General features: G+C 56.5%; 15 protein-coding genes. All 15 read right to left on the bottom strand.

Annotated features, from left to right (window positions below; genetic code table 11):
• Window positions 1–104: 104 nt before the first annotated feature.
• Window positions 105–830, bottom strand: coding sequence for a phospholipase D-like domain-containing protein (locus tag ABGX75_RS08745; RefSeq protein ID WP_347411448.1), 726 nt, complete (start codon window positions 828–830; stop codon window positions 105–107).
• A 91-nt stretch (window positions 831–921) separates the two neighbouring features.
• Window positions 922–3,111, bottom strand: coding sequence for a hypothetical protein (locus ABGX75_RS08740; RefSeq protein ID WP_347410756.1), 2,190 nt, complete (start codon window positions 3,109–3,111; stop codon window positions 922–924).
• Window positions 3,112–3,121: 10 nt separating this feature from the next.
• Window positions 3,122–7,264 carry a helicase-related protein gene (locus ABGX75_RS08735; RefSeq protein ID WP_347410755.1) on the bottom strand — a complete coding sequence of 1,381 codons (4,143 nt, stop codon included), beginning with the start codon at window positions 7,262–7,264 and terminating at the stop codon, window positions 3,122–3,124.
• Window positions 7,257–10,061 carry a hypothetical protein gene (locus tag ABGX75_RS08730; RefSeq protein WP_347410754.1) on the bottom strand — a complete coding sequence of 935 codons (2,805 nt, stop codon included), beginning with the start codon at window positions 10,059–10,061 and terminating at the stop codon, window positions 7,257–7,259. The genes ABGX75_RS08735 and ABGX75_RS08730 overlap by 8 nt, the downstream gene beginning before the upstream one ends.
• Entirely contained in the window at window positions 10,058–11,812 is a 1,755-nt protein-coding gene (locus ABGX75_RS08725; protein WP_347410753.1) for an N-6 DNA methylase, read from the bottom strand. The genes ABGX75_RS08730 and ABGX75_RS08725 overlap by 4 nt, the downstream gene beginning before the upstream one ends.
• 106 nt (window positions 11,813–11,918) lie before the next feature.
• A complete protein-coding gene (locus ABGX75_RS08720) occupies window positions 11,919–15,149 on the bottom strand; it encodes a DEAD/DEAH box helicase family protein (protein WP_347410752.1) in 3,231 nt (1,076 codons plus the stop codon).
• A gap of 298 nt (window positions 15,150–15,447) precedes the next feature.
• Window positions 15,448–16,407: a GIY-YIG nuclease family protein gene (locus ABGX75_RS08715; protein WP_347410751.1), complete on the bottom strand. Its 960-nt coding sequence runs from the start codon at window positions 16,405–16,407 to the stop codon at window positions 15,448–15,450.
• 15 nt (window positions 16,408–16,422) lie between these two features.
• Complete coding sequence (locus ABGX75_RS08710; RefSeq protein ID WP_347410750.1) at window positions 16,423–17,841, bottom strand: hypothetical protein; 1,419 nt, start codon at window positions 17,839–17,841, stop codon at window positions 16,423–16,425.
• A gap of 2 nt (window positions 17,842–17,843) precedes the next feature.
• On the bottom strand, window positions 17,844–18,026 hold the full coding sequence (locus ABGX75_RS08705) for a hypothetical protein (RefSeq protein ID WP_280538939.1): 183 nt from the start codon (window positions 18,024–18,026) through the stop codon (window positions 17,844–17,846).
• A complete protein-coding gene (locus tag ABGX75_RS08700; RefSeq protein WP_347410749.1) occupies window positions 18,023–20,002 on the bottom strand; it encodes a class I SAM-dependent DNA methyltransferase in 1,980 nt (659 codons plus the stop codon). Before ABGX75_RS08700 ends, ABGX75_RS08705 begins: the two co-directional genes overlap by 4 nt.
• Before the next feature lie 116 nt (window positions 20,003–20,118).
• Window positions 20,119–20,787, bottom strand: a complete 669-nt coding sequence (locus ABGX75_RS08695) for a GntR family transcriptional regulator (RefSeq protein ID WP_347410748.1) — start codon at window positions 20,785–20,787, stop codon at window positions 20,119–20,121.
• 63 nt (window positions 20,788–20,850) lie between these two features.
• The gene (locus ABGX75_RS08690; protein ID WP_347410747.1) at window positions 20,851–22,038 is read right to left on the bottom strand and encodes an alpha-hydroxy acid oxidase; all 1,188 of its coding nucleotides are present in this window, start codon (window positions 22,036–22,038) and stop codon (window positions 20,851–20,853) included.
• 26 nt (window positions 22,039–22,064) lie between these two features.
• Window positions 22,065–23,345, bottom strand: coding sequence for a TRAP transporter large permease (locus ABGX75_RS08685; protein ID WP_084075598.1), 1,281 nt, complete (start codon window positions 23,343–23,345; stop codon window positions 22,065–22,067).
• On the bottom strand, window positions 23,342–23,860 hold the full coding sequence (locus ABGX75_RS08680; RefSeq protein WP_011506376.1) for a TRAP transporter small permease: 519 nt from the start codon (window positions 23,858–23,860) through the stop codon (window positions 23,342–23,344). Before ABGX75_RS08680 ends, ABGX75_RS08685 begins: the two co-directional genes overlap by 4 nt.
• Window positions 23,861–23,932: 72 nt before the next feature.
• Window positions 23,933–24,937: a TRAP transporter substrate-binding protein gene (locus ABGX75_RS08675; RefSeq protein ID WP_347410746.1), complete on the bottom strand. Its 1,005-nt coding sequence runs from the start codon at window positions 24,935–24,937 to the stop codon at window positions 23,933–23,935.
• Window positions 24,938–25,101 lie beyond the last annotated feature (164 nt).

Here is a 25,101-nt window from a genome sequence, read left to right as displayed (position 1 = left end):
AACAGCCGTTGGAAAGTCTATGATATAAAGCCGCCATCACCCGCGAAACGTCAACGCCGTCAGATGCATAGTCTTGTTAACTACTACAGCATTTTCAACTTACCTTAGTTGCAGCAAGCTAATACTGCATCAATGACATCGGCGACACGACCTGCGGCTTGCCCACGGACTTTGACACCTAACTCAAGGGAGTAACGCATCGACCAGCGCGTCATGTTAGACGACCCCACCAGCGCCGTATGTCGATCAGCCAGAAGGATCTTCGCATGGAAACTCTCATTGCCCTGTTCTGGCAGCGGCAGGTAATAACAGTGGAGCTGCACCCCAAGATCGGCCAACTCACTCTGGGCGGCGTTCAGAGCCTCCTGCACCCCACCTTTGTCATTTCGGTAAATTAGGCGTTTATCTGGCGCCGGAGTTTGCCGAAAGAAATTCAACACCCGCTGAATGCCGTAATTATCAATGAAGGGAGAAACGATCACCGCACGCTCACGCGCTGCCTGTGCGAGTGCGGGGAGAATTGACTCTGTATCGAGCAGGTGCCAGTCGGAGCGTAAGCCGTTCATCAGCTTCTGAATGAATATACTCGGTTCAGGGGGACGGGATAAAACAATCTCTGCTGAGTTGACTGCTTCATGCTCGGCCTTGTAGGTAAGTGCACCTTCCAGGCGAGCGGCCCAGCTAGCGAAGTTCACGTCTGAGGCCGGCTGCCAGTCTTTACCATGCTGTTCAACCATTTCCAGCGGCGCCAGATCCTTTAGCAGGACATGAAGCGCATTACGCTGCGTGCTGGGCATGCCCATGGCTTGGCAAAGGGAGGTCAAATCCATCTGGTACGTCCAGCGTCCTTCTGCTGCTAGAATACACAAGCTCCAAGCCAAAGGCCCCTGGCGCATCAATGCCCGGAAAGTCAGAACATTGTCACTCGACAGCATCAAGCAGAACCTCGAAAAATCCGGGAATACGCTGATTGGCGTGGGTCTGGTCAAAAGCCGGTGCCTTGCCGCCGATCAAGGTTGAGCGTGACAGTAGGTTGTTAGAGGCAATACAGGAGGTCTCCGGGATCGTAATGCAATCTGGACAGGCCCCGGGGCACAGCTGACCGGAATTGCAGCGATTCATTTTCGGGTCAGTTAGGCGGTCCAGGAAGCTATTGTTCTCGTTGCGCCAAAGTGCCGACAGGTTGCCCAGGTCCATGGTGGTGCCATTGCGGTAAACCACAAAGGCTAGATCTGCGGGAAAGATGTACTCACTCAGCGAGGACAGATCCAGACCAGAGTTCTCCGACACAGCCTTCATTAGCACATGTGAATAAGTATGCAGGAGAGTATAGACGTACCGATAGGTACTTGCAGGCGCAGGGTTGAGCAAAGAAAAAAAGCGTCCGAAAGGCTGCGCTACTTCCAGTATTTTCCCGCCGATGTCGATGCCGCCCGGTGTCCAGTTCGGTAGGTCCACCAAATTCATATGCTCCAGCCAGGCATACACCGAAGAAGGTTTCAGACGAACGTAAATGGCCTCGTTCGCCTGGGTGATGACATAGATGGGACGACGTGGCCCATGCTCAGTCCGTACTCGATCAAATACTCGTAGTTTTGTCGGATATATTTCGCTGCCAATCTCAGCCTGTGGGCCCGAACTCAGACGTGAATAGCCGTAGGTGAACTGGCATAGATCAAACTCGCGAATCAAACCCATGTCCTCAATACCCATCTGACCTATGAGGCGGCGGGTTTCTCGTTCCTGGGCTTCTTTTTTTGTCGGGTCCTTGGGGGACAGATCATTGTCCATGGCGGTAAAGCGGACAAACGTATGCTTGTTTCCTGCGTCACCAACCTTCAGTTTTCCGCGCTCCAGCGCTTCGTGCTCCACAGCCAGCATAAACGGATCGAAGCGACCAGTAAACGCATCTCGGTTGGCCACCCCTCTCCGTACTGAGTCTGGCAGTTCATAACGGGGCTCCAGTATAGGTGGATTACTCTGAGTGAAGCTATCCAGCTTCTCCTGAGCCATTGCAAGCAATCTCTGAGCCGTCTCCTGATCGCCTTTCATCAACTCGGCTGTCTCGAGTAAACTCTTATAGTTTTTCCATTCTTCGCTCAAGCCTGCCTGTTCCAGACGTTCTTTAATTTCCTCATTGGTGTATTCTTCGCCAGGGTATCGGAAGCGCCTGGCCAGGAATTCATGCATCAGCACCGGATTAGAACTGTTAATAATGTTTAGGAGCTGCTGCTGCGAGGTTGGCACCAAGACGAAGCGCTCCATTTGAGCGTAGTGCACCATGCTCGCGCGATAAGAGAGCGGAACCATGCGGCACTCGTTCACATGGCTACCGGTCGCTTGGTCGCGGTAGTGGCCTGTCAAATATGCCGAGTATTGGTGCCAGTGCCGGCGGGAGCGCTGGCCGATACAGCCCGGCTTGGCGCAGTAGAAATACCACTTGCCGATCTGACTAGAAGTGGTGTCTAGGCAGAACCGATCGCCATGACAGTGCTCGCAGGTTTTATGCCAACGCTGCACCTCTCCAGCGCTCTGGGACCAAGCATGCCGGCCTGGCTGCGGAACCTCGAATTCGCCAGTGTGGCTGACGAATACTACATCGAGCTGGCGCCAGTGGCACATCCCGTCATGAGCCATGCATCGACCGCTCAAGCGATTCTTTTTTCGATCAAGCTCCCGGATGTTCTCGAAGTGTTCAAAGCGCTTGCAGTGCCGGCAAACGAAGGCCAAGGGCGCAGGTTCATAAGTCACCGTGTCAGGCCGCAGGAACACCAGTGAATCAATTGGCGGCAATTCCAATTGACCATCCTTGAGCAGAGCATCGTCCATGCACAGGCTGTCCGGGTCAATTCCACCACGGGCTGCCCGTGCCCGGTCCAGCCAGCTACGCAAGGCTTCGTTCAGGCGAGCGATGATTTGTTGCTGATGCTCGCGCTGCAGAATCATTTCATGCCCCGCCGCGTTCGGGTTCACCCGGGTCATGCAAGCGCCACGTCCTCCCTCGAATGTGAAAAACGCACCCGGTGCGTAGGCGTTGGCGAGCTGCCCCTGAGAGCGCTTCATGCTGGGCGGCTTTCTTACCGAATCGTTTTGTGGTTCATTACGTGCCATATGCGCGCTCCTAACTGTTCTCGCTTTCTTCTATGTTGGCGGTACCGCCGCGAATGACATCCATGGCATTCAGCAAATGCTCCGCAGGCTGACTGTGCTTCAGGCCACCGAAGATTGTGCCCATCTCGTCCACGTCACGTAGAGACATCATCGGTTTGAGAATGGTCCGCGTCTGACTACGGAAATAGCTTTCCACCGACTCCGTGAGAGTGGTCTGATTGCTCCAGTCATCGTTCACTCGCTCTCGGGCCCAGCTCTCGATCATGTTCCGGTAGTAGTCCGGATCATTCGGGGTATAAGGCTCGACTAAGCCGATGGCTTGCTGGATAAAGCCGACGATGCGATCCATGTAGGGCTTGCCCCCGCTCCGGTAGGCCTGGTTGATCTGCCCCAACTGAAATGGCATCTCCAGTTGGTTCTTGTCAGGGGTGCTCAACATCGACACGCAAGGAACGACGCCAAGCAAGTAGGTTTGCATGACGCTCGGCAGTACCCGCATTACCGCTTTCTCGGCATAGCGATCAATGGCCGCTGGTTGGACCATCCGTTCCAAGAAGCGGTGATAGCTATCAAAGATATGCACGATGTGGCGGTCCCGGCGCTGTTGCGGAGTAGGAACTAACAGTACAAAGCCAATATGGGTGCGCCCCACTCGCGAGGAAGCCTGGATGTATTCGTCGATGCCTGATGGCATGCCCGCGAACACCATGGAGTTGAACTCATCCACGTCCACTCCGTGCGAGATCGCTGAGGTCGCTATCACCGAGCGCAATTCTTCATCGATTTCCTTGAAGGCGGCCCCCGTTGGAACGCGATCTTGGGCATCTTCAATTACCTTTTGAATCTCACCCTGGTCCACAGCACCGGAAATCAGGCGCGTCTCCAGGTCCAGGATCGGTTGGCCTTCCCGATCATGCAACTTCCGGGTTTCCTCAGCCTGCGCCGCCAGCAGCTGGTCGCCCCCTTTCTTGTTGGTGACGTAGGTTAGATTGACTCGGTGCAGATCGATCAGGGTAGCCAGGTGCTTCTCGTCGGCATTGACAATAACCTCGCGGTGCATTTGAGCTAGTGGTCCATCGCTCACATGGCTGGCCAACTGAGTTCGTACTGCATCGATCTGGTCATCATCGGCACTACACAACGCACGGAAGTTTTCGGTGATTACCAGGTTGAAGTTTGCCAGAATCGCAGTGGTCACGGAGGTGTGAGGTCTGCCATTGGTCATGAACGCCATGTATACACGGGCCCATTCGCTGGACACCTCTGGGTTGGCGTGGACATTTCTGCCAGCGCCTTGCCCGGGACGCGGGCTATAATAGAAGCTCTCGTAAAGTGAGGGGCCAGGGGCCGGGAACTGCATCGCGGGGATGCTGCGTTGATATAAGTGTTCCAGTTGCCGATCCGGCTCACTCACGGTCGCCGAGGCCGCAATGACCTTGGCCCGACGGAAAGTTCCATCAGGGGCCCGGGCAACGCGCTGCCCCAGCGGCTTGGCCAACTCGCGTAAGACGGATTCAAGGGTGGACTCGAACAAGCCCGAAAATGAGCCCAACGACTCATCCAGCAGGTGAGCCTCGTCTTGCACAATGAGGGCAGGAAATGGGTCATGAAACACCTCCACACCATCCGGGTAAGCGGGGGCGATGCCTTCCAGATTTTTCTCGCTCGGTTGGCGTCGATAGTCTTGGGCATCTCGTGGCGTGACCAGCCGCTCATCCTTGGGATCAATCCAGGGCGCTGCCCCGAACATGCCCAAGATTCGACGGATTGTGTTGCCGCTATGACCAATCAGGGCCAGTTTGTCCACGGTGCCCAGCAATACAGAAGGTGCTCGGGCATAGATGTTCTCGTCTACGATGTAGAACGGCAGCGGCGTCATTCCGCCTTCGTTGAACATGCAAGTGGTGTTCATGCAGAAATGCCCCAGCATCGTATCGCCATGTGCAACATATTGACGAAGTGCAGTTTCAGTATGGCACTTGGGACAAGTCGGCAGCTTGCGCCATGCGGTCCTGGCGGCGCGATAGTCGGTTTCCAGCAGGCACTCTTCGGTGGCTTCATCAGCCGGCTTGTCGCTGATCTTTGGCACGTCTCGCATGCCCTCAGCCTTCATGCTGTTGGGACTGCCTGAGCTACCGACCCAAAAACCGATAGAAAGCGGGTGTCCTCCATAGGCGTGTTTGCGCCGTACTTCCTCGGCATACGCCAGCACCCGCGCACAACGTTGGGCCTGTTGGATGGTGAGCAGTCGCAAAGGGTAGCGCACCAGAGCGGTCACCCCCAACCTTTTGCCCCTGAGTCGATCGAACAGTAGGGCAAAGACAAGCAGGCCAAAAAAGGCCTCAGACTTGCCACCGCCAGTAGCAAAGTACAGCAACGTCACGGCATCGTCGCGCTTGGGGTCATAATACTCATCACGCCACACATCCATCCGTGAAGCTAGCGCGGGAAGGCTCGCCAGAACGAAGGCGATCTGGAACAGTCGCCACTCTGCTTTATCAGTCTTGAGCTTATTTTCCATGAAGTTGGCCATGGCCTCGTTCATGGCCAGCCAGGCTTCGAAAACGTAAGCCTTGGGATCGGTCTGTGGCCCCCGAGCCGACCAAGCTTTACGAGACTCCTGCAGCAGCCTCAATCCCGCATCAATTGCATCGCGTTCCCGCTCCCAGTTTTCCAAGTCCTTGGAAAAGGCTGCATACTCCTTTTCGCGTGCTTCCGTTTCAGTCGGCAGCAGCCCTTGCGTGTAATCAGTATCCGCCCGTGTCTGCTCAATCCACCGGGTGTAGGCCGGCACAAGCGGCATTAAGCCGTCGATACCCTCGGGCTTGGTCAGCGCGCGGATCTTCCGCGACACCCCGTCGGGCGAAGTTGGCACGATGCGTGGTTGGTCGTAGCGCGGGCGCCATGTGGTCCGAAGTGTGACCTGTTTGTCATCACGGTGGATCAACTCCATCCCATTGTTCACGCCCATTGCGGGATAGTTGAGGTATGCATTGTATCGATAGCTGGGCTTGACGCGGGCAAGCTTTAGGGGAGCGTGCAGAGTAAAGGGCAACTGCATTTGGAAACCGGCCAAAAACAAGCTGTGCTCTGTATCGGTTACGTAATTCTGAGGCTCGCTGACGTTCTCCAGCGTGATTTTGATGCTGTTTCGACTAGGATCGAGGAAATTCCGGGTCCGTTCCACTTCCCACCGAAGATGGATAACAGGTAGTGCGTCTGGCTCCTTGCGTGCTCGAAGCGACTCCAGAGTCTGGGCCCAGTCCAGAGCGGCAGAGACTGGTAAGCCGGGGCGGGTACGATAGCCCCAGTTTTTGCCTTCGTCGCTGGCGGCCCAATCAGCAAGTTGCTGCTCGATTGCAGTCTGCATCGCTCCTGTGGCTAGAGCGATGCTGGCTTCTAGATCCTCGTCGACTTGGTTCAAGTCCACTTCAAAATCGGGCAGGTCAAAATCCAGCCGCTGCCATTTGTCTGGAATGGTCAGCGGTTCCAATAGCGCCTGATGCGCAAGCACTTCCCGGTGCAGTTCCTCTTGGTTTTGTTCAGGCAACGGAATAGAGGCGCCGTCATCATCAGGCTCTTCGTCGTCCAGTGCATCTTGGGTACCTTCGGTTTTAACCAGTACCTTCCGCAGACTTTCTGGTACCCCTGCGTGGGTCCAGGCCTGGGCCTCGATCTCCTCCCGGCGCGCACTCCAGTCCGGATGGTTTTTATCGCCCAGTTCGCCCCGCAATGCCTTGATTAACTCCGCACGGCGTGAGCGATAACGCTGTACGATTTCCTGGCGGATACTTAGATGATTGCCCAGAGGAGTTTGCTCAAACTCTTCTAATGTGGGTAGCACACGTAGGTACACGCTGGCTCGCGGGGTTAGCCTTACAATCCCTGTAGTATGGGCGTTGACCTCGAACTGCGTGCCTAATGAGGAGATCCAAATTGGCGACGTCACCTCATCATCACCTTCGGGGCGCCGTCGGGGAAGTAGAAATCCAGAGCTCAATGCTTGACGCGGTTTCAGCCCATAGATTGCACGCCCGTTCTCGCCCTCGCCACTGATGCGGGCAAAGGTTTGGCCGAGTAGCGCATCAGCCACGGCCTCCTTGAGCAAGCTGGGAATTACGGCAGGTTCGACGCGGGTTACTGGATCAGTCATTCCGGCGTTGTCCTCTTTGAATATCATCCACGACGAAAGTGTGCTCGCGCGCGTGGATGGTTAAGGATTCGATCTCACGCCGGGCTATCTGGCCCAGGGACATGAGGTGTTCGGGTTCAAGTAGCAGGGTGGTGTAGCCATCTGAGAGCTTTCTGCCACCGGTGCGCCGCGCGAAGCGAAACGGCTGAATAACACGGCTCCAGAACACCGCTGCCTGGGTTTCGTCCATGCCCAGTGTCAGAGCGAAAGCTTTGAAATAGGCCTCGCGAGCCGGAGCAAATGGTCGTAGCTCCTCAATGGGTCGGTCGAGGTAATCTTTTAAATTGATCCAGGTCCGCATGGCTGCGGGCTGTGGATAGAGCTCAGCGTACTGCGGATACTCAGCCAAAATCTGAGACCGCAATGCCCTAACCTGCTCGGTGAGTTTAAGCTCGGGAAACTTTTCTTTCAGCAGCTCGTGGACACGTTGGTGATAAGCCCGCAGCCGGACCTCAAAGTTCTCATCGTCGATACGCAGGTGAATGTCGTGCTTATGCAGCAACTCATCAAGCTCGAAACGCAGCTCTGCGGACATAACAAACAAATGATCACCGATCTTAAGATCACGAACTTCCCTCTCCTTGAAACCGTGTCCACTGCTACCTTCGGATAGTGGATCATAGATAAAAACTCGCTGTTCCGGTAGCCGCCGCAACAGACGGTGATTATCCAGCCGTATCAGCCAGGCATTGGGTTGATCTGCAAGATCTTGGCCGTCAAACACGGCATCACTAAGCTCAATTCGAAGATCAGGCATTTTGACGCTGGGCTGGCTCATGAATGAAATAGACTCACTACCGTCTGGCGTTTGATCAATGAGTGAATTCATTCGGGTTTTCAAGGGACGGTAAGTTTCCTCAAAGTGGTCCAGAATAGTCCGCAGAGTTCCCCGAAGGAACAGGGCTGAGCGGTGTGTATTTAGAATGATGGTGTGATTAGGAATACTATTGCTGCACAATATTATCTTGGTCGATTCATTATTCAGGCCCACGAAAACCACGCGCGCCTGTGGCTTCTTTTTTAGTGCGAGCTCCAGGTCCCGCGCCATGATAAAGTGCAGACGTGGTCTTAGCTCTTCAAAGTCCAACTCTTCCGGGTACCCTGTATAGCGGGATAAAAATCGGCGAGCTAGCTGACACCGAAACTCTGATTCAAACACCAACATAACGTGCGTTGAGCCGGCGGCATGGGTCGCCAGCTTCGCCAGACGTAGCCCGAAATTCGTGGCCTCATGCGCTCGCCCCATTATATCAGAGACTTTATCCAAGTCCTGCCGCAACCGGCTGGCGTCGGCTTTTAGCGGTGCGGTCTTGAGGTACTCTTGTACGGCGGCCTTAATGTCAAGCCAGCGATAAAAACGAGCGGTCCGCTCGCTGATTTCGCCCTCTCGAATCTCATCATCCAGGTCCCGCAAGCCACAGGGCAGAGAAGAGACCCGTGACACTAGACCGATAACCTCGGCCAGAGGGTTGTTATCGAGTGTATCAAGGTCATTGTTTTTCGCTACTCGGTAAATGTCGCGACACAACCGATCTGCATCGGAATCCACCAGCTGAAGATCGAAAGTCAGCGGCCGCGTCTCCTTAAGCGGGGGCTGGTCAATCACTAGACTGTCGCCACCGACCCGGCTGGCAACTGCATGGAGCTGAAATGGCTTTGAGCCAGACCGGCAAGCCATGTCGTACAGGTTATCCCGCAGCTGGAATCCAGTGCGCGGGTCATCCGTAATGCAAACAATTCCAGGCTTGTTCTCACCAGCAATCTGATCGATGGTCTTGACAAGCTTGGTCGTAATAGCTTTCCAATTTGGATATTCCAGACGTGTCTTCAGTGACCATGTAATCAGTACCACGTCCGGCTGCAATGCGTAGGTATACAGATCGGTGATTGCCCGTTTGAGCTGGGAGTCCGGTAGACGGCCATCAATCGCAAATATTGCATCCGGCGCCGAAGATGGGCTACCCATAACCTCACTTGCAGTCTTGCGGAAAGCCTGGCTGACATTGCGACGCCGAACCCTGGCGAGGATATTGCCCAATAAACGATGAGAGCAGTCCGCCCAGCCGCTGTAGCTAGCCCCGGAGTAAAAGTGGGGCATCATATCGGTCAGGGCCGGGTGAAAATTAGGATCGCCAGTTTTTTTCAATTCTGAAACAGAAAACAAGAAAGGATCTTTATCCCGGTTGCCGCGCGCAACCCAATTATTATTTACAATACCATCTTCAGCATTGCGTCGAACAATTTCTAAAATATCATCAGTATTCCAGCACAAATGATTTAAGGCATAAAAAACGTTGGCTTTGCAGGGAAACAGAGCACCACGAATTCCGACTTTGTCGCCATTGGCTTGATTTTGCATCGTACCCAGCGCATGAACCAGGCCAGCTTGAACTATTTCTGCCGGCCAACACATTGCAATATGACGGCTACGATGTTCTGAGGAATAGCGATAGAGTTCTATCAATGCGTACAGCGCATCAGATGGGTGAACCGGCTGATCATCATGCTCCCTGAGCAACACGGGAAAAGATGCTTTGCTTTCTAATGGCTTCGGTAAAATGCTGGCCCAAGGTTTCTGCGGCTGGAATCCTTCCTCAAATAGTATATTCTCCTTAGCTGGATTTTTGGTTTTTTTATTTTTCCTCTTAGGCTTACTGTTCTTGGACTTACTGTATATTTTTTCCAGCAGCTTTTTCTTCTGTTCTAGTTTATCTTCGCGCGCAGCTTGCAACTTTTCGAAATCCGGCACTCTCTTCATGCCGCCACCGTTCTCTTGAGAGCCTGACTTACGCTGGATTTTGCATTGATCGCATCATGAAGAATGTCAGGATTGGGCAGTCGCAGATGACCTAGCTCGAAGACTGAAATGTTAGCCGATGCGGACAAGCAACTCAGCTGCCGGTTAATCCAATTTGTACTGAGCAATTCTGCCAGCTGGCTCGGATTAAGAGCAGGGTTCTCGGAGACTTGCTCAAGAATAACAACATGATTTTCAGCCGCAAAACCTTTCCAACGTGAGATGAAATCACGATTCATGGGCGCTGCGACAATCCGCATTTTCTGGTTATTATTAGTCACCCTTTGAATCAAAACAGCCGGCCTCCTGGTGCATTGATCCATCTTGTCACCACTGCAATCCAGCACCATTTGGACATATTCAGGCGCATTACCCCACGACGGCTTGAAAGGGCGCATCGGGGCAATCTGATCAGCCCAGATGAGCGGGACTACACTGGCGCCGGCTGCAAGGGCATCTTCGGCACTGGTGTATTGGGGACGTCGATGCTCATCACGATTCCAGACGTGATGCCCCACGCGCGCGCGGTAACCGTAATCAGCTAATGTTGCCGGACAGCGTGCTGCCTGTTCTAGAATGAGCGCGTCATCCGCGTTGCGAGGGATCGCCCAGATCTGTCCGTCGTCTGGGAGTTGAACCTTATTCAAAACCTCGGTCCGTGTCGCTCGACACAGTGTTTCCACCTTGACCTGTGGGCGGCGTCCAGAGCGTCGCCCTTTCACAACGTGGGTGATGGCGACTTCCTGCTGTACATCGATGAACAACGCAGCGCGTTTTGGACTAAGCGCAATGTTGCGCACCGTATTGTGTGAAACGAGTCCCTTTCGCAGTGGTGTAAAGCTATGGCCCGACAAAAAGCCTGACGGCGTGATCATGGCTGCCATGCCCCCGAGCTTGAGCATATCCATACATAGTGCCATGAAGTAGCCGTAAAGGTTGGCTTGACCCTTCATCCAGTGCCTGTAAACCTCCGGCACCTTGTTTTTTTCTTGCGCGGTGACTTTGCGGAAGGGTGGGTTACACAACACCAGGTCGCAATCCATGAAAGCGCTAGACTCGGAGGCCAGTGAATCATGACGCCGCAGCGAAAATTCTGGAAGCATTCCGCTTTCCCGAGTCTCAGCATACAGAGCCATCTGAAGGAAGTGTCCTGATAATCGCCTCAAGACGTCATCGATGTCACCGCCGGAGATATGGGTTTGGAGGTGAGTAATTCGGTCGCGAGCCTTTATGCCGCGTCGGGCTAGCAACTGATTAATTCGAACAGCAGCCGGTAACAGTAATGCAGAGCCACCACAAGCCGGATCGACTACTCGCACTGCGCCTAAGTCAACGCCTAGTTTTTCGCAGGTTGAAATCAGCCTATGGGCTACCTCTGGCGGCGTGAAGAACATCCCTGCTGCTTTGCGCTCTTCGTGTTTAACCAATTTGCTGTAGGTAACCGATAAATAGTAAGCACCTCGCTCAAAAGGAAGGCTTCGGATGAAGTTGAGCATTTCATCAATTGCAGAGTAACGTAACCAGTGCTTTTGAAAAGTTATGCCTTCCAGGCCAGGGTAGTCCAGCTCGATCCACCGGCCGAGTAGAGCCAAAACTATGAAGCCAGCACGAGTCGGCTCGTCAACTGTCAAGGGCTTCATCGCGTTGAGGCGCGAACCATAGCGCGCACGCTCGCTGCTTTGTTCTTTTTTACAAGTTATCAACGCTGGCATATCCTCTCCTAAGCTAAAGTTACCCGATCACCCAAAGCGCCAACTGCATAACATAGATGAACATAAATGATGGATGAGCCTGTTCCAGGATGATAGCTCTAGGCCGTTAGCGGTCATAACCGACTCCTGAAGTAGACTGATTTCCAGCACACACTTCTCGACTCGACCTCCCTGCCAACAGCTTGAGAATCAACATTGCAAACTGCCTGCCCGTCTCCTCATCCTCCAGCAGCGGCATGCTGAGCTTTTCTTGATCGCTCATGCTATCGAGTACGGCGTCGGTGACCTTCTTGGGGAATAGGCCGTGCATCACTTGGTCTTCGCTGTGATTGCGCACTTGCGCCATCACCGCTTCGTCGCGCTCGATGCGGTCGGCGATGCCGTTGGCGAAGTGCAGCTTGTCGTCGTCGCTGACTTCAGACCCATAAAGATCGTTGAGCCGTTCGATGATCTCGGCCAGGCGCTGCTTCTCGGGGTCGTGGGGCTTGCCGGAGCCAACATCGGTGCCGGGTTTGAGCGGCTTCGCCTCGGCGACTTCCAGCTTCAATTGTTGTTCGGCGCGCTTGGTCATGCGGTAGTGGGTCAGTTCCAGTTCGCTGACATCGACCGGATCTTCGTCCGTCAGTCGCTCACTGCGCAGTAGCGGCTGGAGGTGCTTGGCGTAAACGCACAGTTCTTCCAGTTCGAGATCGTCGAAGGTGATGATCTGGCTGAGAAACTCGTAGGAGCGTACGAAGCTGATGAGGTTCTTGCGAAAGAGATCGAGCTCGTCAAGGGAGGTGCCGGCGTCCTTTAGCTCCTGCTCGGCGCGTAGCCGGCCTTTTTCATCGCCGTTTTGCTCGGCCTGTTGACGTGCCTCGGTCCAGGTGTCGATCTGATCGAGCAGCGCGCTATAACGCTTCTGAAAGCGGTCCTGCGCGGGCTGGCAATGGTAGCTCAGGCTGGAGGCCGGCGCCTTGGGGTCATAGAAAGCCTTGGCGAAAGCATCGACTTCCTCCCAATGGTAGATACCGGCAGCGTCCAGCGTGCGCTTGAGGTCGAACACCACCTGAGGGTCGGAGACGCCCTCCAGCTCGGCCTGCCGGTAATACGGCGCGAAGGCATCGAGAATATCCTTGGCATCGTTGTAGAAGTCGAGAACGAAGGTTTCCTTGCCAGGATACAGCCGGTTGAGCCGCGAGAGGGTCTGTACGCAGTCCACGCCCTGGAGCTTCTTGTCCACGTACATGGCGCACAGCTTGGGCTGGTCGAAGCCGGTCTGAAACTTGTTGGCGGCGATCATGACGTTGTAGTCATCGGTATCGAATGCTTCGGCCAGATCGCGGCCATTGAGCCCTGGATTGAGTCGCTGACTGGTCTCGGTGACTTCCTCGGGAATCACCTCATCAGGCGGCACGCTACCCGAGAAGGCCACCAGCGGATACACGTTGTCATAGCCTTTGTCGGCGATGTAATCGCGCATGGCCAGTTGATAGCGTACGGCCTCTTGTCGACTAGCGGTGACCACCATGGCCTTGGCTTGGCGATCCAGCAGGTGGCGTACATTGGCACGAAAATGCTCGACGATGATCTCGACCCGCTGGGAGATATTGTAGGGATGCAGACGCACCCAACGTGCCAGGGTTCGAGACGCCTTCTTGGACTCCACCTCCTGGGCGTCGGCCTCCGGGTGGGCCAGTCTCCACGCGGTACCGTAGGTAACGTAATTCTTGAGCACATCGAGAATGAAACCTTCCTCGATGGCCTGCCGCATGGAGTAGAGGTGGAACGGTTCGGGCTTGTTATCGTCACCTGCGGGTAACGTCGGGTCGGGTGGCCGGCCGAACAGCTCCAGCGTCTTGGCCTTGGGGGTGGCGGTAAAAGCGTAATAGCTGATGCGCTCGCTCGGGCGACGAGCCGCCACGGCGGCATCCATCAGCGCTTCTGTACTCACTTCTTCTTCATCTACCAGGTTTTCTCCCGCTGCCGCCAACAGGGCCTTGAGCTTGCTCGCCGAGCTACCGGTCTGCGAAGAGTGCGCCTCATCGGCGATCACCGCGTAGCGGCCCTCGGCGAGCTTGGGCCGCTTGTCCAGGGCATCGAAGAGCGCAGGAAACGTCTGAATGGTGACGATGATGATCCGCGTGTTGCTGGCCAGAGCCTCGGCAAGCTGCTCGGATTTGCTCTGACTACCAACGTCACGTGTGATCGGGCACACCACGCCGTGGGCATGCTCGAACTGATAGATGGTGTCCTGCAACTGGCTGTCGAGCACTGTGCGGTCGGTCACCACGATTACCGAGTTGAAGAGCTTGGCACCGTCCTCGGAATAGAGGTTGGCCAGCTGGTGAGCACACCATGCAATGGAGTTGGACTTGCCGGAGCCAGCGCTGTGCTGTACCAGATATCGCTGGCCGGCCCCCTCCTCGCGCGTGGCGTGAATCAGCCGGTTGACTGCTTCCCACTGGTGGTAGCGCGGAAAGATGAGGGTTTCCTTGGTGTGGCGGCGGCCGTGGAAATCCTCGCTGGTCTTTTTCTCCAGGTGCAGAAAACGCCCCAGGATCTTCAGCCAGGCATCCGGTTGAAGCACTTCCCGCCAGAGATAATCGGTTGCGTAGCGGCGTTCATCCTCAGGCAGAGGATTACCCGCGCCGCCATCCTCGGTGCCCCGATTGAAGGGCAAGAAGAAGGTTTCCTTACCCGCCAGCCGAGTCGTCATGGCGACTTCCGACTGACTGACGGCGAAATGCACCAGAGCACCGCGCTTGAAGGTAAGCAGCGGCTCGGCCTTGCGCGTGACCGGGTCCTTGATCGGGCGGTCGAAGCGATACTGGCGTTTGGCGTTCTCCACGGACTGCTTGAATGCGCTCTTGAGTTCCAGCGTCGCGGTGGGAATGCCGTTGACGAACAGTACAAGGTCGAGGCGGGGATTATAGGCCTGCCCGCCCTTGCCTTGCTCGCGGGCATGCGGGGAATAGGAGACCTCCGGCACCACGCGCAGGCGATTGGCGCGATAGCGGGCCAGAGAGTCGGGGTTCATGGCATGGTCGGGCTTGAAGCTGCACAGGTCGAGCTTCACCCCCGGCACCTTGAAGCCATGGCGCAACACATCGAGCGTATCGGCCTTTTCCAGCTCGCGGACGAGCTTCTGGATCAGCACGTTCTCTGGCGCGCGGGGATTGGCCTGGCAGAATTTTTCCCAGCGCTCGGGCCACGCTTCCCGTTGATAGGCAATCACGTCTTCCGTGTAGAGCGCCGTGGCGCGGTCATAGCCGCTGGAGGTGCCGACTTGCCACCCCGCCTCGGTCATGGCCTCGATGATGTCCTGCTGGAATCGGTGTTCCCGACTGTCCGCCATATCATTCCCTGCGTTCGGCGTAATCTTTTGAAACAGCCTAACGGTTTGAGAACATAAGGAGAAGTCTACTTAGGACGGCACACACTCTATGGGGAGGCGGTGCGGCAAAATATCAAAAACGCTGGCTTCCCTCGTTTAGAAGGCATGTCGGTCGGGAAAAGAGAGCAAGCGTCATCTCGCACCGGTTTATATCGCGTGATGAAAACGGCCACCAAGGCCGTTTTCACGGGTTTTGCTAAACCGTGATCTCGCCAGCGGAGGGGCAAAACGGGGATTGCAGCACTATATGTCAGCCCGGCTACTGATCCGTTGATGGCGCAGCGGCGCTCACCTGCTGATCCTGCCAGTCGGCATAAGACTGCCCCGTCGCCTCTACCTTCCAGTCCATACGGCCGTTTGCGGCTCGCCCTGCAACGATGGCTGCAGCTGGGCTGGGGCTCGTGAAGCCATAGTCGCGTACGAACGTCTTGAAGCCATTACCGTCGTCCACGAGCACGCCCTCATCGCAGAGCTGCTTATAGAGGTGGCGATAGTTATGTTTTAGGTCTATCCACTCTCCCCTGGCCAGGGAACCCTCGAGGACAACGAACTCACCATCGAACTCTTGAGCAAAGGCCACGATATTGTGTTTTTTGACCTCCATTTTCAGCCGAGGGTTTTCCGCCCCCGCCAGCGGATGCGATTCAGGCTGCGCTGGCGTGAACGGCTCAGGCTGCTGGTTCGAGGAAGGTTTCGCGGTGCTGCGCAGAAAGTCCAGCCCGAGGACGGGCAATACCGTACGGATCTGCTCCATGAAAAATGCCATATCGGCACGGTCGGATTCTGGAAGGCCGATATACTCATGCGCAGTACCATTGGCCAGCTTACAACGTCCCATGGCACCGGCATTTTGGATCAGCAAGCTTTCCAAAAACTTCACGTGAGCCTTGGTCAGGTTCTGGTCTTTGCTCGTGACGAGACAGACCTTTTCCCAAAAATCCTTGCCCCCTTTTTCCTCCGGCCGATTGTGCTGTTTCAGTCGCGTAGCAACATCGTCACTTTCGCCGATGTAGACCAAGGGCCTTAGGTCGCCATCGGGGTCCGTGCCGACCAGAAAATAGATACCGGTGCGCCCGCACTCGGGACGCTGGACCAACTCGCTCAGCTTGCTGCGCGGCCCGGTGAGCACGTGGCCGGTCCAGTTCATGATCTCAGCGGTTAGCAGGCCGTTGGGGACACCGTCCACCAGAAAGAGCCGAATGCTGCGTCCTTGGATCATCTTGGTTCCTTGTTCTTAGACGTAAGTAGCGCGTTCCTCGGCGGCCATAAGTACCTCAGGCTGCTCGAAGTGTTGCTCGGCCTTCCAACCGCGCACGTCGATCTTTCCAGTAACAGCGGCGGAGATTAAGGCTGAGCGACGCTCTTGGAGCAATTCGACAGTATCGGCAGCTAAGTCCAACTGTTTTTTAAGACCATCCAGAATACCTGTTGTTGCTGACATAATTTGGCGCTGCTCCAGCATTGGGGGTAGCGCAATCTTGAGGTTTTTTATTGAGGATTGAGAGAGGTTATTTGCAAGCCCCTCAGCCCCATTAATTGACAACTCAATCTGACGACGAAGCGGAATACTGCCAAGAGCCAACGAAACAAACTCAGGGCATGTACCTTCCCTCACCACAAGCCTAAAAATCTTATCGGACAGCATTATCATTGGCCTGGTCGCCCCCACATAAGCCGCTGATCCTATTAAGTCAGGGGAGCCGCTGGCACGACACATCAGAAGATCACCAGCCATAACCTCAATATTACTTCTTGGCTCAACCCCCTCTGGCAAAGCCTTGTTTTCGTCCTCTCGATAAATTCCATTATTCACTGCCCCAGCTTTAAGAACTCCCCACGCGCCCTCATCTGCTGGGAAGTTAAAACATTCGGGGCTCCATCCTTGCTCAATCCGCTTTAAAACTCGACGTAAAGCCACAACATTCCAATGCGCCGGCACTTCCCCCAGCCACTCTACCCCAGAGTCCTTCATTGGCACATCAGGGTCCAGCCCCTTGGTGACGGCATGGGAGATCACCGCCTGGCGCTTTTCCTTGAGTAGCTCGATAAGGCATTGCTGCTGCTCCACCAAGGCATCAATGCGGGATGTTTCATGGTCGAGGAAGGCAGCGATGCTGGCCTGCTCTGGGACAGGTGGCCACGCCAACTCGAAGTTACGCAAGAAGTCATCAGGCACACGCTTCTGGCCGCCCGCGCCATACATATGCGACTCTCCCAGCTCTCTAAAAGGCCGCGAGGAGATCACTCGATAAAGATAGCCCCCGGTCACCTGAGAGGTATCTGGGCGTGCAACAGTCAGCTCTGTTGTACCGAAACCGACCCCTTCACAGAGGCCCTGCATTATCGCTCCCTTTCCGTTTTCAAAGCAGGGGGTGATTTTTGCAAAAGTGACATCGCCTTCGCTGAGGTAGGTGTAACCACCAACAACTTCACCTAGAGGGCGGGTCTGGGTGAGATCTAGGGAGCCATCTTCGCCAACGGCCTCCATCGGAATGAAGCTGACTTCAGCTGTGTCAGGCCAGTGCCGAACTTCTGACTTGGAGGGGTTTAACGTGGCAACAAACCGCATTCGTTTGACTTGCCAATGTGCCGGTACCTCCCCCAGCCACTCGACGCCGGAATCCTTGTATTCGGGATATTTCGGGAAGCTCATGCCTACACTTCCTCCACTTGATTTTCGCCTGCTTCCTTCAAGTGAGAACCAGTTGGCCCGCTGCCAGACACAAAAAAACCGCCAAAGTGTGCATCGATGAGAGGCATGGCGGGTATGTCGTCCATCATGCTGTAGCGACGAAGCCTGACTGTCAACGCACTATTCAAGTGACTATAACTACTCATGCCGACAGATCCTCGATCATCTGCTTGATCCGGTCGGTGCAGGTCTTGAGGTCGGCGTCGATCTCTTCCAGCGGACGCGGCGGCGTGAACTGGTAGAAATGCCGGTTGAAGGGAATCTCGAAGCCGACGATGCCGATGCGGCCATCCAGCGGGTCGCGCTTCTCCTCGTCGATCCAGGCGTCGGAGACGTGGGGCTTCACCTCGCGCTCGAAGTAGTCGAACACCGACTCATCCAGCGGCACGTTCTCGTTATCGCGCAGGCCGGTGTCGGGCTCGGGATTGCCCTTCTTGTCACGGCAAATGTCCGCCTCTGGGTCGCGCTCGGAGAGAGTATTAAGAATGGCTTTTTGTACCGGCGCGCCGATCTTCAACCCGGCCTCCGCCAAGGCGGCTTTCAGTGCCTGGGTGAAGGCGTCGCGGTTGGTATAGACCTGCTCAGGGTCGAAAGTCGCGCAGGCACCCTTGAGCGCTTCGCACTCTCCCACGTCGAGTTTCTGGATGGCCTTCTCGTCATCGAGCCGTGCCAGGCGCTCTGGGCTAGCCTGGAAGTTGAGGCGCAACGGGCGCTCCACCGTGATGCGGCGGTAGCCGAAGGCCTCGACCGGGAACAGCTTGCTCTCCTCGCTTTCCTGAAAGGCGCCGTAGAGCCGTACGATCTCCTCGATATCCCGGTCGGCGACGAACTGGCGCTTGCTGCCCAGAGACTTGCGCATCTTGCTGGCGCGACCGGTGGCATCGATCAGTTGTACCTGGCCCCGGCGCTCGGCGGACTTATTGTTAGAGAGAATCCATACGTAGGTGGCGATGCCGGTGTTGTAGAACATGTCCGTGGGCAGACCGACGATGGCTTCCACCAGATCATGCTGCAGTAGGTAGCGACGAATTTCGGATTCGCCGCTGCCGGCGCCGCCAGTGAACAGCGGCGAGCCGTTTAAGATGATGCCGATGCGTGAGCCGCCTTCCTGCCGGGGGCGCATCTTGCTCACCAAGTGCATCAAGAACAGCAGCGAACCATCCGAAACGCGCGGCAAGCCAGGACCAAAGCGGCCATCGTAGCCCTTGTGCTTGTGCTCGTCGGTGATCACCTTCTGTACATTCTTCCACTCCACCCCAAACGGCGGGTTGGAGAGCATGAAGTCGAAACGTTCACCGTCCAGTTGATCATTGGAAAGCGTATTGCCCAGCTTGATCTGATTGACTTCCTGACCCTTGATCAGCATGTCGGCCTTGCAGATCGCGTAGGACTCGGGGTTGAGCTCCTGTCCATGCGGTGAAACGCTCATGCCGCCGCTGACCTGCTGCATGTACTCGTCGCTTTCGGAAAGAAAGCCGCCTGTACCCGCCGTCGGATCGTAAACGGTTACGATGCCGTCATGAGTGAGCTTGTCATCCTGCCCGGTAAGCACCAGCGAGGTCGTCAGGTGGACGATATCGCGCGGGGTGAAGTGTTCCCCGGCGGTGTCATTGGAGCTTTCGGCGAACTTGCGAATCAGCTCCTCGAACACCAGCCCCATGCCGTAGTGGGAAAGCCGCTGAGGACTCAGGTCCATGGCAGCAAAGCGCTGCACGACTTGATAGAGCAGATCGCCGGCGCCGAGCTGCTGGACGAAGTTCTCGAACTCGAAGTGCTCGAAGATTTCCCGCGCGTCCTGACTGAAGGACTGCACATAGCTCAGCAGGTCATCGGCGGTTTGGGTATCGGACAGCGTGCCTAGACTCAGCGGTGATGCGTTGAAGAAGGGTTGTTCGGCCGCGCGCAGCAGCAGTTTCTCGCGGACGGGGTCGGGCTTCGCCTGATGGGTATGCGCCGCCGTCAGTACGGCCTCCTTGGAAGGCTCGAGCACACACTCCAGGCGCCGTAACAGCGTAAACGGCAGGATGATGCGACCATACTGGGATTGCCGGAAATTGCCGCGCAGCAGGTCCGCCACGGACCAGATGAAGGCGGCCAACTGAGAATGACTCTCCGTATTCAAGGTGCTTCCCCGCGTGCTTGATGCTCATTGGTGGGCAACATCATACACAGCCAGGCACGGTAACGGGGAGGTCTACGGTCCGCCCTCGCTCGATGATGAGCCCAAGCCCCACCCGCTCAAGACAGATATTCCGAGTAGCTTTCGGCAAGCTTCTGGATGTTCTCGTCCATGTACTGCAAATGCGCTTTCATGGCGCTTTCCGCAGCCTCGGGGTCGCGGTTGGCGATGGCGTCGATGATCCGCGTGTGTTCCTCGACGATGGCGGGCACGCGCTCTTCGTTGAGAAACAGCATCCGCACTCGGTTGATATGCAGCTGAACGTGGTAAATGATTTGCCAGACTGAGGGTTGCCCCGCGATGTCGGCAATCTTTTGATGAAGCTCTTCGTCGAGGGTTTCGATCTTGTAGTACTGCCCTTGCCGATACACGAGCCGCTGATGCTCGAGATTGTCGTACAGATCTCGAGCATCGCGGTCGCTGCATTGCATGGCGGCGTCGCGTATCAGGGCGCATTCCAGCACCGAGCGCGTGTAGTGAGCCGCCTTGATGACATCGAGGCGGATGGGCGTCACGAAGGTGCCGCGCTGGGCGAAGATATCGACGAAGCCGTCGTAGCGCAGTCGCATCAGGGCTTCGCGAATCGGCGTGCGGCTGATGCCGAACTCTTCCGACAGCGCTTTTTCATGAATCCTTTCACCGGGTTTCAGTACGGTGGTGATGATCTTGTCGCGTATATCGCTATAGGCACGATCACTCGACGACCGTTCCTGCACCCCTTTCATCATGCTTTTGGCTCCTGGCTGACGCGGCAGATTACGCTCTGTTACCGCCCATCCTACCCTGCCGCCCTAGGCGGGGCTAACCGTTTGCGGCGCGCAGATATCGCGTATCAACGAGCGGTCGAGCTCCTGCAGGTTGCTGCATCCGAGAAGCCCCAGGGTGCGGTCCATCTCCTTGTGCAGTAAGCCAAGTGCATGCTCGACGCCCGCCTGGCCGCCCGCGCCGAGCCCGTAGAGGGTCGTGCGGCCGAGCAGCACCGCGTCCGCCCCCAGCAGCACCGCCTTGAGAATGTCGCTGCCGCGTCTGAAGCCGCCGTCCAGCAAGATGGTGAGCGCATCGCCGACGGCGGCCCTGACCTCGGGGAGGATCTCCATCGGCGAGACGGAGCTGTCCAGTTGGCGTCCGCCGTGGTTGGACAGCACGATGCCGTCGATGCCGTATTCCACCGCCGTGCGGGCTTCTTCCACCGACAGGATGCCCTTGATCAGCAGGTTGCCGGACCAATTGTCCCGCAGCCAGCGAATGTCCTCCCAGTTCAGGGAGGGCATCAAGTGCTTGCCTATCTCGGCGGCTGCGCCCTGCACGGAGGAATCCTCGGGCGGCAGGAGGTCCCCCAGGTTCTTGAAGGTCGGCACGCCATGCGGATACAGCACATCCTTCATCCAGCCGGGCCTGCTCAACACATGCAGCTTGTTGCGCCAGTTGAGCACGAAGGGACGCGCGTAATTGCGCGTGTCCCACTCCCGGTTGCCGTAGATGGCGCTGTCCGTGGTCACGACGATGGTGTCGTAGCCCGACGCCCGGCAGCGGTCGACCAGGTTCTTCACATAGTCATGGTCGCGATAGAAGTAGATCTGCATCCATGGCCATCCACCGGGGACCTTGGCGATCTCTTCCAGCGGCTCGGTCGAGGCATTGCTCAGCGTGAACGGAATCCCCCGGTCCGCCGCTGCGCGGGCCAACTTGGAGTCCCCGTCCTGGGTGATCATGCCGTTGAACCCCGTCGGCCCGATCACGACCGGCATGCTCACCCGGTGGCCCAGCAGGTCTCGGCCGAGATCCCGCTGACTGACATCGGTCAGCGTCTTGGGCGTGAACCGGTAGCGGTTGAAGACGGCCCGATTGTTGCGCAGGCTGACTTCGTCGTCGGCGCCGCCATGAATGTATTCATAGACGAAGTTCGGAAGCCGTCGGCGTGCGATCTCGGCAAGCTCCGCGATGCTCAGTGCCTGATCGTAGCGCCGTCTGCGCGGCATGCTTCTTTTCATGTCAGCTCCATCATTCAACCGTTGTGCAGAATACTTAAGGGATAGGTCACGATCTCGGGGAAGAGAATCAGTGCAAACAGGATCGCCACGTACATCAACAGCATCGGCCATATGCCGCGCGAAATGTCGATGATGCTGATTCGGCTGATGCTGCACCCTACATAGAGCACCGTGCCCACCGGCGGTGTGATCAAGCCGATGGAGAGGTTGATGATCATCACCACACCGAAGTAGATGGGATCGATACCGAGCTGCTCGACCACCGGGATCAGCACGGGCGCGAAAATCAGCACGGCGGGGGTCATGTCCATCACGCAGCCGAACAGCAGCAGTATGACCATGATGATCAAGAGCATCAGGGTCGGGCTGTCGGTAATGCTCGTGAGCCCTGCCGCGATCTGGGCGGGAACCTGCGCTACCGTGATCGCATATGCCGTGACAATGGCCGCCGAGGCGATCAGCATCACGATGGCCGTGGTCTTGGCGGTATTGGTGAGCACATCGAACAGCTGCGTCAGGCGAATTTCTCGATAGCAGAGGCTGATCAACAGCGCGTATACCGCGGCGACGACGCCCGCTTCTGTCGGCGTGAACACGCCGCCGCGCAGCCCGACGATGATGATCAGGGGCAACAGCAAGGCCCAGAAGGCACGCTTGAAGCTGTGAAGCCGCGCCTGCCAGTTGGCACGCTCGAGCCGCTTGGTATCGGCTTTGCGCGCGACCAGCCACCAGGTGAACGTCATGCCGATCGCCATGATGATCCCGGGCACGATGCCGCCCATGAACAACCCGGTAATCGAGACACCGCCCACGACCCCGTAAAGAATCAAGGGGATGCTCGGCGGAATCACGGTGCCCACGATGCCGACGGACGCCACCAGCGCGGTCGAGCGCTTCTTCTCGTAGCCTTGCGCCACCATCATGGGAATGAGGATCGAGCCCAGTGCCGCGGTATCGGCAACGGCGGAGCCGGATAACCCGGCAAAGATCACCCCGGCCACGATGGCGACATAGCCCAGGCCGCCTTTCACATGGCCCACCAGTGACGAGGCAAAGTCGACGATGCGCTTGGAAACGCCCCCGGCATTCATGATCTCGCCGGTCAGGATGAAAAAGGGAATGGCCATCAAGGCAAAGCTGTTGGCCCCGGTGATGAAGTGCTCGGCCAGTGTCGTGACATTGAACATGTCCTGGGTCCACATCATCACCACGGCGGAGCTGAGCATGGCGAAGGCGATCGGCATGCCGATCAACATCAACGAGAACAGCACGGCGAGGAAGACGACGACCATCATGACACCGACTCCTGGTCACGATCGTAGGCCCATGTGGGGCCATTGCGGCCGGTCAGGACGAAGCTCAACGCCTGGTACGCCATCACTGCGGACATCAGAATGGCCGCGATCATGCCGGCATAGTAGTAATTGTTGATGGGAATATCGGTGGCGGGCCCGGTAATTCCCACGTTCAGTTCGATCAGGACCAGAAGCCCTTTGACCACGAGGGTCATCACCGCCACGGTCAGGGCCGTCGTCAGCAGGAACAGCAGCTTCTGAAGCCAGCCGGGAATGTGGCGCACCAGGATGTCCACGCCCAGGTGGCTATGTTCCATCACGGCGAGGATGGAGCCCAGGAACACGACCCACACGAAGAGGTATCGCGCCACCTCACTGGACCATGTCAGCCCGCTGTCGAAGGCATAGCGGAGCACGACATTGGTAAAGACGAACCCCACCATCAGCACCAGGGCCACGGCAATGGCCAGCCTGATGGATGTTTTCAAGAAACCGAACAAGGTCGTCATCGACATGAAACCACCTCTTGTCCACTCGGTTTTGCCATGCGAACTCCAGGAGTTCGCATGGCATGCGTATGACGAACCTCAGGAACCTTCACGTACCATCTTCACCATGTCTTCAGCCCAGTCGTACTGACTGTAAAAGTCGTCATAGATCGGCTGAACGGCTTTCACCATTTCATCGTGAAGTGCCTGGCTCGGTTCCGTCACTTCCAGGCCGGCCTTCTCGAGCTCTTGCTTGATCTCGGAGGCGGATTCGCGCATCAGTTGCCACTCCATCTCCATGGATTGGCGAGCGGCTTCCTGGATGACGTCTTTCTCGTCATCGCTCAGATTGTCGTAAAACTGCTGGTTCATCAGGTACACGTTGGGGCTGAACATGTGCCGACTTTCCAGCACGTTGTTCTGCACCTCGTACCATCCCGAGCGATACAGCGTGGCGAGGGGGTTATCCTGTCCATCGATCACTCCCTGCTCGAGCGCCGGGTAAACTTCGGACATGCCCATGGTCTGCACGTTGGCGCCTAACGCCTGCCCCACGTCCACGTACAGTTCCAGGTTGGGCATTCTCAGCTTGAAGCCATCGAAGTCGTCCATGCTGTCGATTTTTTCCTTGCTCGAGAAAACCCGGAACCCATTCGCCGTCCACGCCAGGGGTTCTACCCCCAGCTCGCGGAAATAGGGATCGATCTTCTCGCCGACAGGACCATTCAGCATCGACTGCGCTTGATCATAGTCTTCGAACAGGAACGGCCACTCGGGAAACCCGATTTGCGGCTTGGCGGTCTGCAGCCCCATACCGGCAATCGCCATTTCGATGCTGCCGGTTCTGACGCCATTGGTGTATTGCCGCTCGTCGCCGAGCGAGCTGTTGGGGTAGATCTTCACCTGCATGTCGGAATGGCTTTCGACATACGGCTTGAATTTTTCGCGGATGGCCACGTTCTGAGGATGATCTTCCGCGAAGTAACTCGCGACCTTGATGGTCGCCGTGCTTTGTGCGTAGACATTTCCGGCAAACATGGCCGTTCCCACCAATGCGGAACCAACCAGAGTGCGGCCTATGATGGCTGGGAGTGAGTATGTCATTTGTTGTGCTCTCCGTTCGCTGATACAGGCGCTGGCATCGAAGGCTCTCTATGGAGCCGACTGATATACTAGTATTCACTATGTGGAGCGCCTAGAAAGACTTTTGTCTAAACACGAACCCCTGGCGCTTGTGCTGGCGATGAACGGGGGCGAGGCGTGCAGGT

It is taken from the genome of Chromohalobacter sp. (assembly GCF_039830575.1).
Taxonomy (GTDB): domain Bacteria; phylum Pseudomonadota; class Gammaproteobacteria; order Pseudomonadales; family Halomonadaceae; genus Chromohalobacter; species Chromohalobacter israelensis.
The sequence above is the reverse complement of the archived record's forward strand: the minus strand, read 5'-3'. Positions and strand labels throughout refer to the sequence as shown.